A 14,750-nucleotide genomic window follows, 5' to 3' on the forward strand; every position below is an offset into this window, starting at 1 on the left:
GCCGATGGGTGCCGGTGTCCTGCTTGATTCCTGCTATGAAAGCAGATTACTCGCCTGCGTACTCGGCGATGTTCTTCTCGTCGACGGTGTCAACTGCAACCTGCACGTTGGCTTCGACTTCCTCGCCCTTGATGGCCTTGGCCAGGATCTGCACCGACTGCTTGCCCAGCTCGGCAGGGTTCTGCGCGATGGTGGCAACCAGGGTGCCGTCCTCGACAGCCTTGAAGCCGTCTTCGGTGCCGTCGAACCCGACTACCTTGACGTCATTGCCGGCCTTGTCGCCCAGCGCCTGGATGGCGCCCAAAGCCATTTCGTCGTTCATCGCCAGGATGCCGGTGGCATCCGGGTTGGCCTGCATCAGGTTAGTGACCACGTCCAATGCCTCGGCACGGTCGAAGTTGGCGGTCTGCGAGGAGACGACCTCGATGTCCTTGTACTCGGCCAGGCCCTTGTCGAACCCTTCGCCGCGCTCGTTGGTTGCCGAAGCGCCGGGAACGCCTTCGAGCACGATGATCTTGCCCTTGCCGCCCAGCGACTCGGCCAGCGCCTTGGCTGCCTGCTCGCCGCCGGCCACGTTGTCCGACGCCACGAAGGAAGCGATCTTGGTGTCGCCTACGGCGCGGTCCACGGCAACGATTGGCAGGCCGGCCTCGACAACCGGGGCCAGACCGGCTTCGGCGGTTTCGGTGTCCACGGCGTTGATGATCAGGCCGGCGGAGCCGTTGGTTGCGGCGGTGGCCAGCTGGTTGGCCTGGGTTGCTGAGTCGTTCTGCGCGTCGACCACCGACAGGTCGATGCCCTGGGCTTCGGCCTCGGCTTCGGCGCCATCGCGCAGGTCGACGAAGAACGGGTTGTTCAGGGTGGACACTGCCAAGGTGGCCGAGCCGGCTTCGGCGTCGGTGCCGCGGTTGCAGGCGGCGGTGCCCAGCACCAGGACCAGGCCGACGGTGACGGCTGCGGTCTTGCGCACGATGTTCTTCATGGGGGTTCTCCTTTGAACTGCTGTTGGATTATTGGGTTCGGGGTGGAAAATCTAGTGCTTGACGTTCTTGCGGCGCAGCACGTCGAAGCCGACGGCGATCGCGATCACGGCGCCGATGACTACCTGCTGCCAGAACGCGGAGACCGAGAGCAGGTTCAGGCCGTTGCGGATCACTGCCAGCACCAGCGCACCGATCAGCGTGCCGGAGATGCGGCCGACGCCGCCGGAGAGCGAGGCGCCGCCAATCACCACTGCGGCGATGGCATCCAGCTCGTAGCCGGAGGCGAGGGTCGGCTGGGCGGAGTCCAGGCGTCCGGCCAGGATCATGCCCGACAGCGCGGCGAACACGCCGGAAATCACGAATACGGTGACCAGCACGCGCTTGACCGGGATGCCGGAGAGCCGCGCGGCTTCGGTGTTGCCGCCGACTGCGAAGGCGTTCTTGCCGATGACGGTGCGGTTGAGCACGAAGGCTGCAAGCAGGCCGGAGACCACGAGGATCACGATCGGCATCGGGATCGGGCCGAGGTCATCGCCCAACCAGGATACCGAGGAGCTGGTGGAGATCGGACGGCCGTCGGAGATCACCAGGGTCAGCCCGCGCACCACGGTGAGCATCGCCAGCGAGGCGATGAAGGTGGGCAGCTTGCCGTAGGCGCTCATCGCGCCGGTGACCCAGCCGCACAGCGCGCCGACGGCCAGGCCGATCGGGATGGACAGCCCGTCGGGCAGGCCGGCGGTGGTGATGGCGTAGGAGGAGCCCATGGCCGAGAGCGCGGCCACAGAGCCGACGGACAGGTCGATGCCGGCAGCGACGATCACGAAGGTCATGCCGAAGGCCATCACCGCGATGGTGGAGACCTGGATGCCGATGTTCAGCAGGTTCGGCCCGGTCAAGAAGCGCGGGGTGGCGATGAACAGGGCCAGGCACAGGATGACCAGGCCCACCAAGGCTCCGTTATTGGCAAGGAATGCCTTGAAGTCGAACCCCTTCTTCGGGGCTGTAGCTACGCTGCTCATTACTTGGTTCCCATTTCTTCTTCGCGGTGCACATTGCTGACGGCCAGGGACATGATGGCGTCCTGGGTGGCTTCTTCGGTAGCCAGTTCCCCGGCGATGCGTCCCTGGCTCATCACCAGGACGCGGTCGGACATGCCCAGCACTTCGGGCAGTTCGCTGGAGGCCATCAAGACGCAGCCTCCGGAGGCGGTGATCTCATTGATCAGTTCATAGATTTCGACCTTCGCGCCCACGTCCACGCCGCGGGTCGGCTCGTCGAGCAGCAGCACCTTGGCTCCTGCGGTGAACCAGCGGCCGAAGACCGCCTTCTGCTGGTTGCCTCCCGAGAGCGAGCGGATGGGCTGGTCGATGCTGCCCATGCGGATGCGCAGGCGTTCGGCGACCTGCTGCGCGCGGGCATTCTGGCCCTTGCGGTCGACCAGGCCGCTCTTGGCGGTGGAAGCCATCGTGGCGTAGCCGATGTTCTCGGCCACCGAGGCATCCAGCACCAGGCCCTGGGTCTTGCGGTCCTCGGGCACATGGCCGATGCCGACGCGGGTGGCTGCCGCGACGTCGAAGCTGGCCAGCTTCTTGCCGTTCACCGCCACGCTGCCGCTGGAGTACTTGTCCGCTCCGGCGATCGCGCGGATCAGCTCGGTGCGCCCGGCACCCATCAGGCCGGCCAGGGCCACTACTTCGCCGGGGCGGACCTCCAGCGAGATGTCCTTGAGCATGCCGTCGGACAGGTTCTTCACGCTCAGCAGCGGCTGCTCTCCCGGCTCGGTGGCCACGCGCGGGAATTGGGCGTCGATGTCGCGGCCGACCATGAGCCTGACCAGTTCGTTCTCCTCGGTGTCGGCCGGGACGGTGGCGATGAACTTGCCATCGCGCAGCACGTTCACGAAGTCGCCGATTTCGGCGATCTCATCGAGGTGGTGGCTGATGAACACCATGCCGACTCCCTGCGCCTTCAACGTGTTGACCACCGAGAACAGGTGCGCAATTTCAGATTTGGTCAAGGCCGCGGTGGGCTCGTCGAGGATCAGCACGCGGGCGTCCAGGCTCAGGGCCTTGGCGATTTCCACCAGCTGCTGCTGGGCCAGGCCCAGCTCGCCCACCGGCGTATCCACATCCAGCTTCAGCCCGAGCTTGTCCATCGCGTCGCGGGCGATCTGCCGCATGGCGCGGCGGTTGATGATGCCGAACTTGCGCGGCACGCGGCCCAGGGTGATGTTCTCGGCAATGGTCATCGACGGCACCAGGTTCAGTTCCTGGTGGATGGTAGCGATGCCCAGGGCTTCGGAGGCCTTGGTGTTGGGGATCTTCACGGCCTTGCCGTCCATCAGGATCTGGCCGGCATCCGGCTCGTGCACGCCGGCGATCATCTTGATCAGCGTGGACTTGCCTGCGCCGTTCTCGCCGAGCAGCACGGAGACCTTGCCCGCGTGCACCTCGACTGTGACCTCGTCGATCACCTGTACCGGGCCGAAGGACTTGCAGACCTTGTCCAGGACCAGCAGAGCGTCATTACCCATTCTCGTTCCTTCCATCCTCACCTATGCGCCGGTGGCTGCTTGCGTTGGGGCCAGCGACTCACGAGCGGTGAATCGGCTGATGAATTCTTGGGGTTGCGGGCTCTTGCCGGCCATCACTTCCTGCAGCGCGGTGACCGCGGCGCGGCCCATGCTGGTCAGGTCGTGGCTGATCGTGGCAATCGGTGGATCGTGCATGAGCATCGCGTCCACCTCGTCGAAGGCGATCACCGAAAGCTGCTTTCCAACCCGAATGCCGGCTTCGCGCCACACGGTTAGTGCGCCAATGGCCATCGGCGCATCGGCGATGACCACCGCAGTTGGCTGCAGTTCATGCTCCAGCAGCCAGCGGGCGCCATCCGCGCCGGAGGCGGCACGGAAGTCGCCGGCGAAATGCAGGGCGGGATTGATGCTCAAGCCGTTGGCCGCCATCGCCGAATCGAAGGCGCTGTGGCGTTCGCGAGCGGTGGAGGCGTGGTCCGGGCCGCCGAGGAAGGCGATGCTGGTGTGGCCCAGGTGCTTCAGCTGGGCGATGACTTCTTCCAGGGCGCCGGTGCTGGAGGCGGTGATCGATGGGATGCGCTGCTCTGGAAGGGTCCGGTCCACGAAGACCAGGGGGGTTCCCGAGGCGATGATGCGCTGCATCATCGGGCTGGGCCGGTCGGCATCTTCGTCGAGGCCCTGGGGCACGACAATCAGACCGTCGACGCGGCGCGAGAGCATCGCTGCGAGGAATTGGTCCTGCTGCTCGGTGTCCTCGTTGGCGTTGCCGATGAAGGTCATCATTCCCGCGGCGTGCGCCTGCTGCTCGACAGCGTGGGCAAGGTCGGAGAAGTAGGGGTTGCGCACATCGGAGATCAGTAGCGCGATGGTGTCGGTTTTGGTGGAGCGCAGGGAGCGGGCCTGGGCGTTGGGAACGAATCCCAGTTCCTTGGCAACGGCTGCCACCTTTTCCCGGGAAGCTGCCGAGGTGGCGGGGTGGCCTGAGAGCACCCGCGAGGCAGTGGCGGAGGATACTCCGGCTGCAAGTGCCACATCTTTGATGGTGACAGCGTTCATGGCGATAAGCCCCTTTGCTTATTGTGCAATCGATTCCATGGAATCGATTACACAGTTTTCCTCACAAAGAAAATTAAGTCAATACACTGCACTGGCCTACCAATAATCCCTACCCAGAGACTATATTTTTCAAGTTGGTGACTAGTTGCTTTTAGTTGCCTCGTGGTTTCAAAGCAAAACCTCCCATAACCAAAGTCACTTCGAGCCAGCAGGCGCGGCGGTCGCTAAGATAGTGTTTGTGTCGGTCAACCAGCTTTCAGATAGCGCGCAGAATTACCTCAAGATCATTTTCGGCCTGACCGAGTGGTCCAGCGATCCGGTCACCACGAGCATCATTGCCAGCAAGTCGGGAATGAAGCTCTCCACGGTGTCCGGCGCCTTGAGCAAATTGCGCCAGCAGGGCCTGCTCGACCATGCGCCCTATGGAGCCGTGACGCTCACCGAGCTGGGACGCGAGTATGCGCTGACCATGGTCCGCCGCCACCGTCTGATCGAAACTTTCCTGGTGCAGATGCTGGGCTACCGCTGGGACCAGGTGCATGAAGAGGCCGAGAGCCTGGAACATGCCGTCTCCGACTTCATGATCGAACGCATCGACAGCCTGCTGGAGCATCCCACCCGCGATCCGCATGGCGACCCCATCCCGACCGCCGAAGGCCGCATTTCCATTCCGCAGGCTTTCAATTTGAGCGAAGCCGTCGATGACGCCCGGGTGGAGGTCGAGCGCATTGCCGATGATGATTCGCAGCTGCTGCAGTATTTCTCCGATCATCGGATCGTTGTCGGCACGCGTCTGCAGGTAACGCCCGGCGAGCAGTTCTCCGAGACGGTGAACGTCCAGGTCTGCGCGACTGGGGAAACCTTGCGCTTAGGATCGCGTGCGGCTGCCGCGGTGTGGGTCTCGCGTTCCTCCGTGTAGCCTTTTTACGCCCCATACCATCTAGTCATTGACCTGGCGGCATCGTCGCCTTTCAGCACCAACAGATAATCTGTCCGTTTCATGGAATACAGTGTTGACTAGCCCGGGATACTGCAATGTACAAGTTTTACATGGGGGTGCATTGCAGCATCCTTGGCCATCCATCACTTTGCGTTTCATTTGAAAGACTCCGCCTTGCCTAGAAAACTTTTCGCTGCGCTCTGCGCCGCAGTATTGGTGCTTGCTTGCTGCAGCGCACCGGCAGATCCTCCTGCTCTTCAGAACAATCAACTCGCACAGGCCGACAACCTGTTGTCAGCAGACCAGCCGTTGCAGGTGGAACGGGTTGCCACCAGCAGCAAGAAGGTCAAGCCCGGGGCGAAGCTCAATGGCCCGAAAGCCACCGCGATGCTGGCGACCCTGCCGGTGAAGGGCAAGGCGGCCGCCACTGGATACAACCGGAACAAGAAATTCGGCAATGGCTGGAAGGACTTCGACAAGGACAAGTGCGACGAGCGCCAGGACACCTTGTCCCGGGACATGTCCAAGGTGAAGTTCAAGGACCGCAAGAAGTGCACCGTGGCTTCGGGCACGTTGCATGACAGCTACACCGGCAAGAAGATCAACTGGAAGGTCAAGTCAGGCAGCGTCGACATCGACCACGTGGTCTCCCTGAAGAACGCGTGGATTTCCGGCGGCCAGAAACTGTCGCAGGCCCAGCGCCAGGCCCTGGCCAATGACCCGCTGAACTTGATGGCGTCCAGCGCCTCGGCAAATCGCCAGAAGGGCGACAAGAACACCGCCGAATGGCTCCCGAAGAATAAGTCCTTCCGGTGCCAGTATGTGGCAACCCAGATCAGCGTCAAGAAGAAGTACGCGCTGTCGGTGACCAAAGCCGAGAAGAATGCCATGTCCAAGGTGCTGAAGACGTGCCGCAACCAGAAGGCCGCGAAGGTCACCCCGATCAAGCCTGCCGGGTCCAAGCCCAAGGCCTCGCCGAAGAAGGACGCGAAGAAGGCTCCTTCCGTGGTCAAGGGCACCGTGCATCCTGGCGCCTACTGCAAGAAGTCGGATCAGGGAAAGCGCGGCAAGTCCAAGGCCGGCAAGTACTACACCTGCAAAACCGATGCCAACGGCAAACTGCGCTGGCGGATTTAGCTGCCGTCTGCCGGTTCTCACCTAGCTGTAGTTCCCCGTGAGGTTGTGAACACGATCTGACGGAGTAAGACCACCGATCCCGGTATGGGGTCGATGATAATTATAGTGATGAAGCCAGGCGCCGTAGGCTGCGGCCCTGGCTTCTTCGCTGTCATAAGCCCTCACGTACGCCCATTCCTGCGACAACGTCCGGTTGAACCGTTCGACTTTCCCATTGGTCTGAGGTCGATACGGTCGGGTGCGCCGGTGCTTCACGCCCGGCCCCAACGCCTGGGCGAACACCTTGGAACGGTAGCAGGAACCGTTATCGGTCATCACCGCGGTGACGACAATGCCAGCCGCGGCGAAGAATCCACGGGCTCGCTGCCAGAACCCGGCTGCGGTTTCCTTCTTCTCGTCGTTGAGGATTTCGGAATAGGCCAGCCGCGAATGGTCGTCGACCGCGTGATGCAGGAAAAGATAGCCCCGTGACCCCTTGGCGCCCTGGCGTGCCGCACGGTCCCGCGCGGCACCGGCCTGGCGGTCTTGGGCTGAACCGCGACCATGCGCGCGCCAGCCTCCGCCCTTTGGGATGCGGCCCAGTTTCTTGATGTCCACATGCACCAGCTCGCCCGGTGCCTGCTTCTCGTAGCGCACAGGGCGGGGCTTGCGTACCGGCAGCCCGGTGGTTTGGTCCAGATGCGCCAGTTTGGGCATCCGGTAGCGGTCCAGGACGCGTCCGACGGTGCTACGGGGAATGCCGAGGTGGTAGCTGATCCGGTGCGGTCCCCATTGCCGGTTGAAGCGTAGGGCAATGATGCGGCGTTCGCTCTTGCGGCACAGTCGTGTCGGAGAGCAAACAGGGCGTGAGGAGCGGTCGCCGAGGGATTCGTTGGCATGGTATCTCGTTGCCCATTTTTTGGCTGTTGCGGGCGAGACCTGGAATCGTTCGGCGGCGCGGCGGATGGGCCAGTGCTCATCGATGATCAAGGAAGCTAGGCGTCGTCTTCCTTCGGGCGTCAGTGGTGCGTTAGCGTGGGACATGAAGACCTCCGTGCACGATGGTGAGTGTGGTAACCCACATCCTGCCGGAGGTCTTCTTCATTCGCTAGTGTTCACAACGTCCCGGGGAACTACACCTAGCCCGCTCATTCAGCAGCACTCGTGCAGGCCCCATGGGTGGATTCACGTCCACGCGTGGGACCTTCTGCAGTTCTCCCACGCCCGGCCCGCCAGCGCCTTGCGCCGCTGCGCTCCGCTCAGCCGGCCAGTTCCCCGAGGTTGATGCGGTGCGCCAGTGCCGGAAAATATCCCTGGCTGTATCCGGTGCTGGTCGGGTGGAGGTTGAAGGGGTCGACCGGGTTGGCCGGATTGAAGTAGATCCACTACTCCCTCGCCCCGACCCCGTGGTTGTTGAATGCCCCGAGCACCAGAACGAATTTGGCACTGGTGCCGCGGGTGGCCGCGCGAATCTCCCGGTTCAGCTCATCGCCCAGGCGGTTCAGCATCCGGGCATGTGCGGCACTGATCAGCGGCTGGTCGCCGGTGGACAAGGTGAACAGGCGTGGATATCCGGCTACCAGGATGGTTGCCGCGCTCAGCAAGTCGATTCGTTCCAGTGTCCGGTGGACCCGTGGTTCGACGGACCCGATGGCCGCCGCCAAGGCGGCTGTCGCCTGGTCGCAGCCGGAGTCACTGCCTTGTGTGCTGCACGCGGCTACTGCTTGCCCCCGGGGAAGGTCGTTGCCGCCCAGGGTCAACGTCACTAGGTCGGCGGTGGACAGCGGGACGGCCAGCGCGGCGGCCGCCATCCCCACCTGTTCGGCGGTGAACCCGGCGCAGGCCGCGTTGATGCCCAGGTCCACCCCGGGCAGCGCCGCAATCTGGCTGACATGGGAGGGGCCGGTGGTTTGCAGGCAGCCGGGCAGCGGCCCGGGCACGATGGCCCCCGATCCGAAGCCTGCCGAACAGGAATCACCCAGGTTCACATAGCTGATGCTCCCTTCCGGGTCCGCCTGCGCGGCGGCCGGTGCCAGCCAGGCCGCGCAGGCAGCGGTGATCACAGCGTAAATGCGAGTTCTTGCCTTGCCAGTCATCGGAATGTCACTTGTCACGAACCGTTCGCGAGGGATTGCCCTCGCTTGGCACCCGGTTCCCCGGATGGACGGTCCGGCGGGCGCAAGGACCGCCGCATCGTGACTGCCGTTCCCAATACCGCGGCACCCGGCTGCCTGTCACGCGGACCTTGGCAGCACTGCACGGACGCGCGTCAGGATCCTGCGCGTGGCTCTCAACCTACGCCCGCGCCTGCGGGTCGGGAAGGAGTGCTGGCCAGCCGCCGCTCAGCGGCTGGCGGCCAGCGCTTTGCGCCGTCCCTTGCGGGCCAGGCGGGTGGCGATCAGCCCCTGCTTCGGGCTGAAGAGATAGGCGATTGCGAAGATCATTGCCTGGGCCAGCACCACCATTCCACCGGTTGATGCATCGAGGTAATAGCTCACGTAGACGCCCAGGATTCCGGCACAGGTTGCCAGTACCGGTGCAATAACCAGCATCTTCCCGAAACGGTCAGTCAGCAGGTAGGCCGTGGCGCCGGGAATGATCAGCATGGCGACGACCAGGATGACGCCCACGGCCTGCAGCGCCACCACGGAGGTCATGGCCAACAGCCCCAGGAGCACGGCACCGATCAGCCGCGGGTTCATTCCCAAGGCATGCGCGTGCGTCTGGTCGAAGGCATAGAGCGTGAAGTCCTTGCGCTTGAGCACCAGGATCGCGAACGTGATCGCGCTAAGCAGCAGAACCTGCCACAGGTCGCTGCCCGAGACTCCCAACAGGTTGCCGAATATGATGTGGTTCAGATCCACATGGCTCGGGGTGACCGAGATCAGCACCAGCCCGATGGAGAAGAGCGTGGTGAAGACGATGCCGATGGCCGCATCTTCCTTGAGCTTCGTCGTGTCGCGCACTCCCCCGATCAATGCCACCGCGAGGAATCCGAAGACCAGTGCGCCCAGGGCAAAGGGAGCGCCGGCGATGTAGGCCAGCACGACCCCGGGCAGGACCGCATGCGACACCGCGTCGCCCATCAGCGACCAGCCGATGAGCACCAGCCAGCAGGAAAGCACCGCGCACAGGGCAGCGGCGATGATGGTCACCAGCAGGGCGCGCACCATGAAGGTGTACCCCAAGGGCTCGGCCAGCAATTCAATGAGGTTCATTCCCCGCCTCGTTTCATCGGATCCAGGCCAAAGGCCAGGGCCAGGTTCTCCGCTTGGAGCACCACGTCCGGATGTCCGTGCATCAGGACCTTGCGCATCAGCAGCACCGCTTCATCGGCCAGTTCCGGCAGCGCATGCAGGTCGTGGGTGGAGATCAGCACGCTGCCGCCGCCGTCGGCTACCTCGCGCAAGAGCTTGGTGATAGTCGCTTCGCTGCGCTTGTCCACGCCGGCAAAAGGCTCATCGAGCAGCATGATGCTGGCGCCCTGGGCGATGCACCGGGCCACGAATGCGCGTTTCTTCTGCCCTCCGGAGAGCTGGCCGATCTGCCGATCGGCGAAGCTGGCCAGCTCCACCCGTTCGAGGGCCTCGTCCACGGCGGCATGGTCCTGCTTCTTGGCGCGCCTGGTCCATCCCATCTGCCCGTAGCGTCCGGTCATCACGACCTCGCGCACCGAGATCGGGAAGCTCCAATCCACCGCTTCGCTCTGCGGCACGTAGGCCAGCTGGCCGCTTTTCCGCGCTTGCAGCGGGTCGGTGCCGTTGATGCGCACGCTGCCGGTATCGGGCTTGACCTGCCCCATGATGGTCTTGAACAGCGTCGACTTGCCCGAGCCGTTCATCCCGACCAATCCGCAGACCCGGCCGCGGCCCAGCTGCAATGAGGCGTGGTCCAGGGCCAGCACGGGGCCGTAGTGGACGGTCGCGCCCGACACGTCGATGGCCAGGGCGGTGCCAGGCTTCGCGTTCATGGTGTTTCGCCTTTCAAAGCACGGGCAATGGTTCTGGTGTCATGCGTGATCAGGTCCAGGTAGCTGGGCACCGGACCGCCGGGTTCGGACAGCGAATCCACATAGAGTGTTCCGCCGTAGGCGGCATCGGTGGATTCCACGACTCGTTGCATGGCCGCATCGGAGACCGTGGATTCGCAGAAGACCGCGGGAACATCGTTGTCCCTGACATAGTCGATGGCCGCGGCGACCTTGCGCGGCGTGGCCTGCGATTCGGCGTTAACGGCCCAGAGGTACTTCTCGGCCATGTTGGCATCGCGCGCCAGGTAGCTGAAGGCTCCCTCGCAGGTCACCAGCACGCGCTGGCGTTCGGGGATTTCCTCCAGCGCCGCCTCGAGCTCGTCATGCACCTCTTGCAGCTTGGCCTGGTAGGCCGCTGCATTCTCCCGGTAGCTGGAGGCATTGGCCGGATCCAGTTCGCTGAAGGCCTCTGCGATGCGGTCCGCATAGATCTTGACGTTCAGCGGGCTCATCCAGGCATGCGGGTTGGACTTTCCGGCCCCTTCTTCCTGGACGATATCGATCGGCTTGATCCCCCGGCTGGCGGTGGCGTGCGGGGCGTCATTGTCCTCGACGAATTGCTGGAACCAGGCTTCGAGGTTCAAGCCGTTATCGAGGATGAGGTCGGCATGCGAGGCGCGGCGCAAGTCATCCGGTGTCGGCTCGTATCCGTGGATCTCTGCACCAAGTCGGGTAATTGATTCAACGCGCAAATGCTTGCCCGCGACGTTCTGGGCGATGTCCTGCAGGACCGTGAAGGTTGTCAGCACCACCGGCCGGTCGTCCGGGCTGGCTGCGGGCTCAGTGCTGGACTTGGACGCGCAGCCAGCGAGGGCGATCAGGCAGGACAGAACAGCGGCCAGAAACCCTACGCGTTGCCCCGCCCCTGATCGACGTTTCGCCGTTTGCACCATTGCACACCATTCCGCTTCTCGAACTGGCGATTAGTTCGCCCCTCTCAATCATAATGTTCGAGGGGTCGAATATTGCAAGTTCGCGTCGGCAGATTTCGCTGTGGGTGCTGTCTCAGACCCCCAGCAGGGTATTGACCAGACGGGCGGCAGTGCGTGCGGTACGCCCGTCAATATCCAATCCCGGGTTCAGTTCCACCACGTCAATCAATGCCAGTTTGCCGCTGCCCGCCAGCATTGCGCAGATCCCGTGGATCACTTCCAGTGGCACCCCGAAACCGGCAGGGGCACTGACCCCCGGAGCCACCGACGCAGGCAGCACATCGAGATCGATGGTCAGATACAGCTTGTCGATGCCAGCCAGGAAGTCCTCGACGAATTCCAGGACGGCAGGTAATTGACCTGCCGTGCACTGCTCGTCAAGCAGGTAGCGGACGCCCAAGCTGCGGGCCCGTTCGAAGAGCACCGGTGTGTTGTTCGGCTTGCTGATTCCCACTACCGCGTAGTTAAAATTGCGCCCTTCGGCCTGCAGATCCCGGGCGATATCCAAGAACGGCGTGCCGCTGCTCCGGCGCGGTGCGCTGCGCAAATCGAAATGCGCGTCAAGGTTCAAGATGCCCAGCCGGGTTCCCGGCTCGTCCCTGAAATGCTCGAACAGCCCGGTGAATGAACCGTAGGCTGTTTCGTGGCCGCCGCCGAGCACCACTGGCAGCCTTTCTCCAGCGAGCAATGCACTCACCGACTGCGCCAGTCGCTTTTGCCCCGATTCGAGCTCGTCACCAAGCACCTCGATATCGCCAGCATCCACCAGCGGGCGCGGCTCGTGAATGGCCAGCGAGCCTAGGGCGGCGCGCAGCGCCTGCGGTCCCTGGGCGGCACCAACTCGGCCTTCGTTGCGCAGCACGCCCGCATCAGAGGCGAAACCGAGCAACGCCGCGGGCTTTCGCCCATCTGGGGTGCCAGCAGGCTGGCGGTTCACCTGCTGGTGCCATCTCAAATGCTGCTCGCCGGTGCCGTCATTGCGTCCGGTCCAGATAGCAGGTGCCCGGTCAACCGCCAGCTGCAACTCGAAATTCTCCATGCTTCCAGCTGACCAGATGCGCCCCGAGCGCGCCATGCCTTCTGCGGTTCTCCGTCTGAAACACCGGACAGAAGATGTTTATCGGGTACTCAGCGCACTGTAGTCCAGCGGCCCTTTCGTGGCCGCATTGCCGTAGACCTCGACATGGATGTGATCCATGTGCCGGGTGGTGTCATTCCAGTTGCCGGTGAACTGGTTTCCGTACTTCCCCGAATCGGAATACGGTGTCCAGCCAGTGGTGGGAAGCCAGATCCGGTCCTGCCAGATCAGGTAGTAGATCCCCAGCTGGATTCGGTTGTCCAGCAGGAACTGGGCCAATTTATCGCCTTGTGCGACGCGCGCCTGGTTCTTGTAGTCTCGGATCATCAGGTCCACGGCCTTTCCGGAGCTGTGCCCGGAAGAACCCCTTCGAATGGTGTGGATAGTGCTGACCGTATCGCCGGTTCTCCCCTTTAGCGCTGCAATGACCCGTTGCGCGTCGGGTTGCAAGACGCCCGGCTGGCTCTCGGAGAGGTAGGTTTCCCTGACCCAACCGCGTCCTTGAGGCGCGGAGACTTCGGCCCAGCCGGCATCGCTGCGCAGATAGCTGACCTTCTGCCCGGCCGGCAGCACGGCTTTGCTCAGGTGGCTGACTCCCGCGCCGGCCCGGAGATTGACGTTGGCAGTGGTCCAGCGGTATTTGGTCGTCGGGGCCGGTCGCGGCGCTTGGGGTTTGCGGGTTGCCAGATAGCCATTGCTGATCCATCCGGTGCCCTTCGTTGTTGATACGCGTGACCAGCCGTTTGCCGTTCCCAGGATGCTGACCTGCTGCCCCTTGGAAATGACCGCGAGCGATTTATAGCCGGTGGAGTAACCGGAGCGTAGGTGTACGTTGGCAGTCGTCCAGCGCTTGGCAGCTTTCAGCGGCGTGTAGGCATTGTCCACCAGTGCGCTGGATGGAACCCACCCAGTTGTCTTGGCGGTTTTCACCCTCGCCCAGCCGTTCGATGTTCCGTGCAGGGTGAGCTTGGATCCGGCTGCCACGGTCCCCAGGGATTTGGCGGTACCCGAAGCGTTGGCGCGCACGGCCGTGCTGAACAGGATCCAGCGTGGTGCCGGGTTGGTGGGCTTATAGGCGGTGCTGGACAGGATGGCGGTTGGCACCCAGCCGATGCCACGGGTGGACTTGATCTGGGACCAGGATCCCCTGGTTGTGTACAAGCCGACTTTTTCGCCCGGCGCGAGGCGTCCAAGGGAAGCCGAGGAGCTGTGATTCGATCGGCGCAGGACGCTGGTGCTGAGCACCCAACGGTTCCCTATCGTCTTGCGCGTTGATACGGGCTGGGCAGACAGCTGCTTAGCAGGCAGCCAGCCGCGTTTCCCGGCAGAAATTACGTAGCTCCACGAGCCAGAGGTGCGCAGCCACTCGACTTTGGCACCCGCCGGAATACTTGCCACGCGTGCTGCCTTGGACGAGGTGGACTTCCGCAAAATCTGGGCAGTTTTCGCATACCGGTACACGGGTGCCGGCATTGAGCTGGACAGCTGGCTTGTAGGCACGAAACCGGTGACATTGCCGATCTTGATCCGGCTCCACGATCCAATTGCACCCAGGCGCTGGACCTTGGCTTTGCGCATGGCTCCGGCCAAGGCCGGGGAGGCGGACGTCGCCTTCTTGCGGACCGGCTGGAAGGAAAGCAGATAGCGGGTGGCTGAGCTCTTGGGCTTGGCCGGCGCTGCGGGCGAGGTTAGGTACTTGGCCGAGACCCAGCCGGACTTCTTCTTGTACGTTGCTTGCACCCAGCCGGAAGAACCCCCGGAGACGAGAACCTTGGCGCCCTTGGGAATGACCAGCAGCGACGCGGAGTGGACCGATGGCGATTTGCGCAGATTCAAGTTGGCGGTGGTCTGCTTGGCGACTGCCGCAGGAGCCGCAGCAAGCTGGGCGACACCGGCTGGAGCCTGCATTGATGCGCTGGCGCCAGCTGCGGTGCCAAAGGCCAGGACCAGGGCCAGCAGCAGGCCCAGGATGCGATTCGTATATTTCAATGTGGGTGCTTTCGAGCAAGGGCAAACTGCCGATTCCTGCGGTCAGCAGAAGTCCAAGGCATTCCGCTGTGGGCGGCGATATTGCGATCGCCA

Annotated in this window: 13 protein-coding genes; 2 read left to right on the forward strand and 11 right to left on the reverse strand. The window is 63.5% G+C overall.

Annotation, left to right across the window (positions count from 1 at the left end):
• Nucleotides 1–46: 46 nt before the first annotated feature.
• From ACLQ8T_RS13775 to ACLQ8T_RS13790, 4 genes are read right to left on the reverse strand one after another with little or no spacing between them, the layout of a single operon-like run.
• Complete coding sequence (locus tag ACLQ8T_RS13775; RefSeq protein ID WP_413454962.1) at nucleotides 47–982, reverse strand: substrate-binding domain-containing protein; 936 nt, start codon at nucleotides 980–982, stop codon at nucleotides 47–49.
• 51 nt (nucleotides 983–1,033) lie between these two features.
• Complete coding sequence (locus ACLQ8T_RS13780) at nucleotides 1,034–2,002, reverse strand: ABC transporter permease (RefSeq protein WP_038990903.1); 969 nt, start codon at nucleotides 2,000–2,002, stop codon at nucleotides 1,034–1,036.
• Nucleotides 2,002–3,516, reverse strand: a complete 1,515-nt coding sequence (locus ACLQ8T_RS13785) for a sugar ABC transporter ATP-binding protein (protein WP_413454963.1) — start codon at nucleotides 3,514–3,516, stop codon at nucleotides 2,002–2,004. The genes ACLQ8T_RS13780 and ACLQ8T_RS13785 overlap by 1 nt, the downstream gene beginning before the upstream one ends.
• 21 nt (nucleotides 3,517–3,537) lie before the next feature.
• Complete coding sequence (locus ACLQ8T_RS13790) at nucleotides 3,538–4,572, reverse strand: LacI family DNA-binding transcriptional regulator (RefSeq protein WP_204722937.1); 1,035 nt, start codon at nucleotides 4,570–4,572, stop codon at nucleotides 3,538–3,540.
• Between the two features lie 238 nt (nucleotides 4,573–4,810).
• Here ACLQ8T_RS13790 and ACLQ8T_RS13795 point away from each other — a divergent pair, with 238 nt between their 5' ends.
• Nucleotides 4,811–5,491, forward strand: a complete 681-nt coding sequence (locus ACLQ8T_RS13795; protein WP_413454964.1) for a metal-dependent transcriptional regulator — start codon at nucleotides 4,811–4,813, stop codon at nucleotides 5,489–5,491.
• A 312-nt stretch (nucleotides 5,492–5,803) separates the two neighbouring features.
• A complete protein-coding gene (locus tag ACLQ8T_RS13800; protein WP_413454965.1) occupies nucleotides 5,804–6,649 on the forward strand; it encodes an HNH endonuclease family protein in 846 nt (281 codons plus the stop codon).
• Nucleotides 6,650–6,670: 21 nt separating this feature from the next.
• Here ACLQ8T_RS13800 and ACLQ8T_RS13805 read toward each other — a convergent pair whose 3' ends face one another.
• The 7 genes from ACLQ8T_RS13805 to ACLQ8T_RS13835 form a co-directional block, all read right to left on the reverse strand.
• The gene (locus ACLQ8T_RS13805) at nucleotides 6,671–7,672 is read right to left on the reverse strand and encodes an IS481 family transposase (protein WP_413454966.1); all 1,002 of its coding nucleotides are present in this window, start codon (nucleotides 7,670–7,672) and stop codon (nucleotides 6,671–6,673) included.
• Nucleotides 7,673–8,013: 341 nt separating this feature from the next.
• Nucleotides 8,014–8,724 carry a GDSL-type esterase/lipase family protein gene (locus tag ACLQ8T_RS13810; protein WP_413454967.1) on the reverse strand — a complete coding sequence of 237 codons (711 nt, stop codon included), beginning with the start codon at nucleotides 8,722–8,724 and terminating at the stop codon, nucleotides 8,014–8,016.
• 246 nt (nucleotides 8,725–8,970) lie between these two features.
• Nucleotides 8,971–9,846 (reverse strand): metal ABC transporter permease, encoded by an 876-nt coding sequence (locus ACLQ8T_RS13815; RefSeq protein WP_413454968.1) that lies wholly within the window; start codon nucleotides 9,844–9,846, stop codon nucleotides 8,971–8,973.
• Nucleotides 9,843–10,598, reverse strand: a complete 756-nt coding sequence (locus ACLQ8T_RS13820; protein ID WP_413454969.1) for a metal ABC transporter ATP-binding protein — start codon at nucleotides 10,596–10,598, stop codon at nucleotides 9,843–9,845. Before ACLQ8T_RS13820 ends, ACLQ8T_RS13815 begins: the two co-directional genes overlap by 4 nt.
• A complete protein-coding gene (locus ACLQ8T_RS13825; RefSeq protein WP_413454970.1) occupies nucleotides 10,595–11,551 on the reverse strand; it encodes a metal ABC transporter substrate-binding protein in 957 nt (318 codons plus the stop codon). The genes ACLQ8T_RS13820 and ACLQ8T_RS13825 overlap by 4 nt, the downstream gene beginning before the upstream one ends.
• Before the next feature lie 112 nt (nucleotides 11,552–11,663).
• Complete coding sequence (hutG, locus tag ACLQ8T_RS13830; protein ID WP_413454971.1) at nucleotides 11,664–12,629, reverse strand: formimidoylglutamase; 966 nt, start codon at nucleotides 12,627–12,629, stop codon at nucleotides 11,664–11,666.
• 78 nt (nucleotides 12,630–12,707) lie between these two features.
• Nucleotides 12,708–14,657, reverse strand: a complete 1,950-nt coding sequence (locus ACLQ8T_RS13835; RefSeq protein ID WP_413454972.1) for an SH3 domain-containing protein — start codon at nucleotides 14,655–14,657, stop codon at nucleotides 12,708–12,710.
• Between the last annotated feature and the right edge of the window lie 93 nt (nucleotides 14,658–14,750).

It is taken from the genome of Glutamicibacter sp. FR1 (assembly GCF_047300825.1).
Taxonomy (GTDB): domain Bacteria; phylum Actinomycetota; class Actinomycetes; order Actinomycetales; family Micrococcaceae; genus Glutamicibacter; species Glutamicibacter nicotianae.

Excerpts from the sequence above, each read along its gene's own strand:
- ACLQ8T_RS13810 (WP_413454967.1), bottom strand. The coding sequence starts at position 8,724 with ATGACTGGCAAGGCAAGAACTCGCATTTACGCTGTGATCACCGCTGCC.
- ACLQ8T_RS13825 (WP_413454970.1), bottom strand. The coding sequence starts at position 11,551 with ATGGTGCAAACGGCGAAACGTCGATCAGGGGCGGGGCAACGCGTAGGG.
- ACLQ8T_RS13785 (WP_413454963.1), bottom strand. The coding sequence starts at position 3,516 with ATGGGTAATGACGCTCTGCTGGTCCTGGACAAGGTCTGCAAGTCCTTC.
- ACLQ8T_RS13780 (WP_038990903.1), bottom strand. The coding sequence starts at position 2,002 with ATGAGCAGCGTAGCTACAGCCCCGAAGAAGGGGTTCGACTTCAAGGCA.
- ACLQ8T_RS13790 (WP_204722937.1), bottom strand. The coding sequence starts at position 4,572 with ATGAACGCTGTCACCATCAAAGATGTGGCACTTGCAGCCGGAGTATCC.
- hutG (WP_413454971.1), bottom strand. The coding sequence starts at position 12,629 with ATGGAGAATTTCGAGTTGCAGCTGGCGGTTGACCGGGCACCTGCTATC.
- ACLQ8T_RS13820 (WP_413454969.1), bottom strand. The coding sequence starts at position 10,598 with ATGAACGCGAAGCCTGGCACCGCCCTGGCCATCGACGTGTCGGGCGCG.
- ACLQ8T_RS13805 (WP_413454966.1), bottom strand. The coding sequence starts at position 7,672 with ATGTCCCACGCTAACGCACCACTGACGCCCGAAGGAAGACGACGCCTA.
- ACLQ8T_RS13815 (WP_413454968.1), bottom strand. The coding sequence starts at position 9,846 with ATGAACCTCATTGAATTGCTGGCCGAGCCCTTGGGGTACACCTTCATG.
- ACLQ8T_RS13775 (WP_413454962.1), bottom strand. The coding sequence starts at position 982 with ATGAAGAACATCGTGCGCAAGACCGCAGCCGTCACCGTCGGCCTGGTC.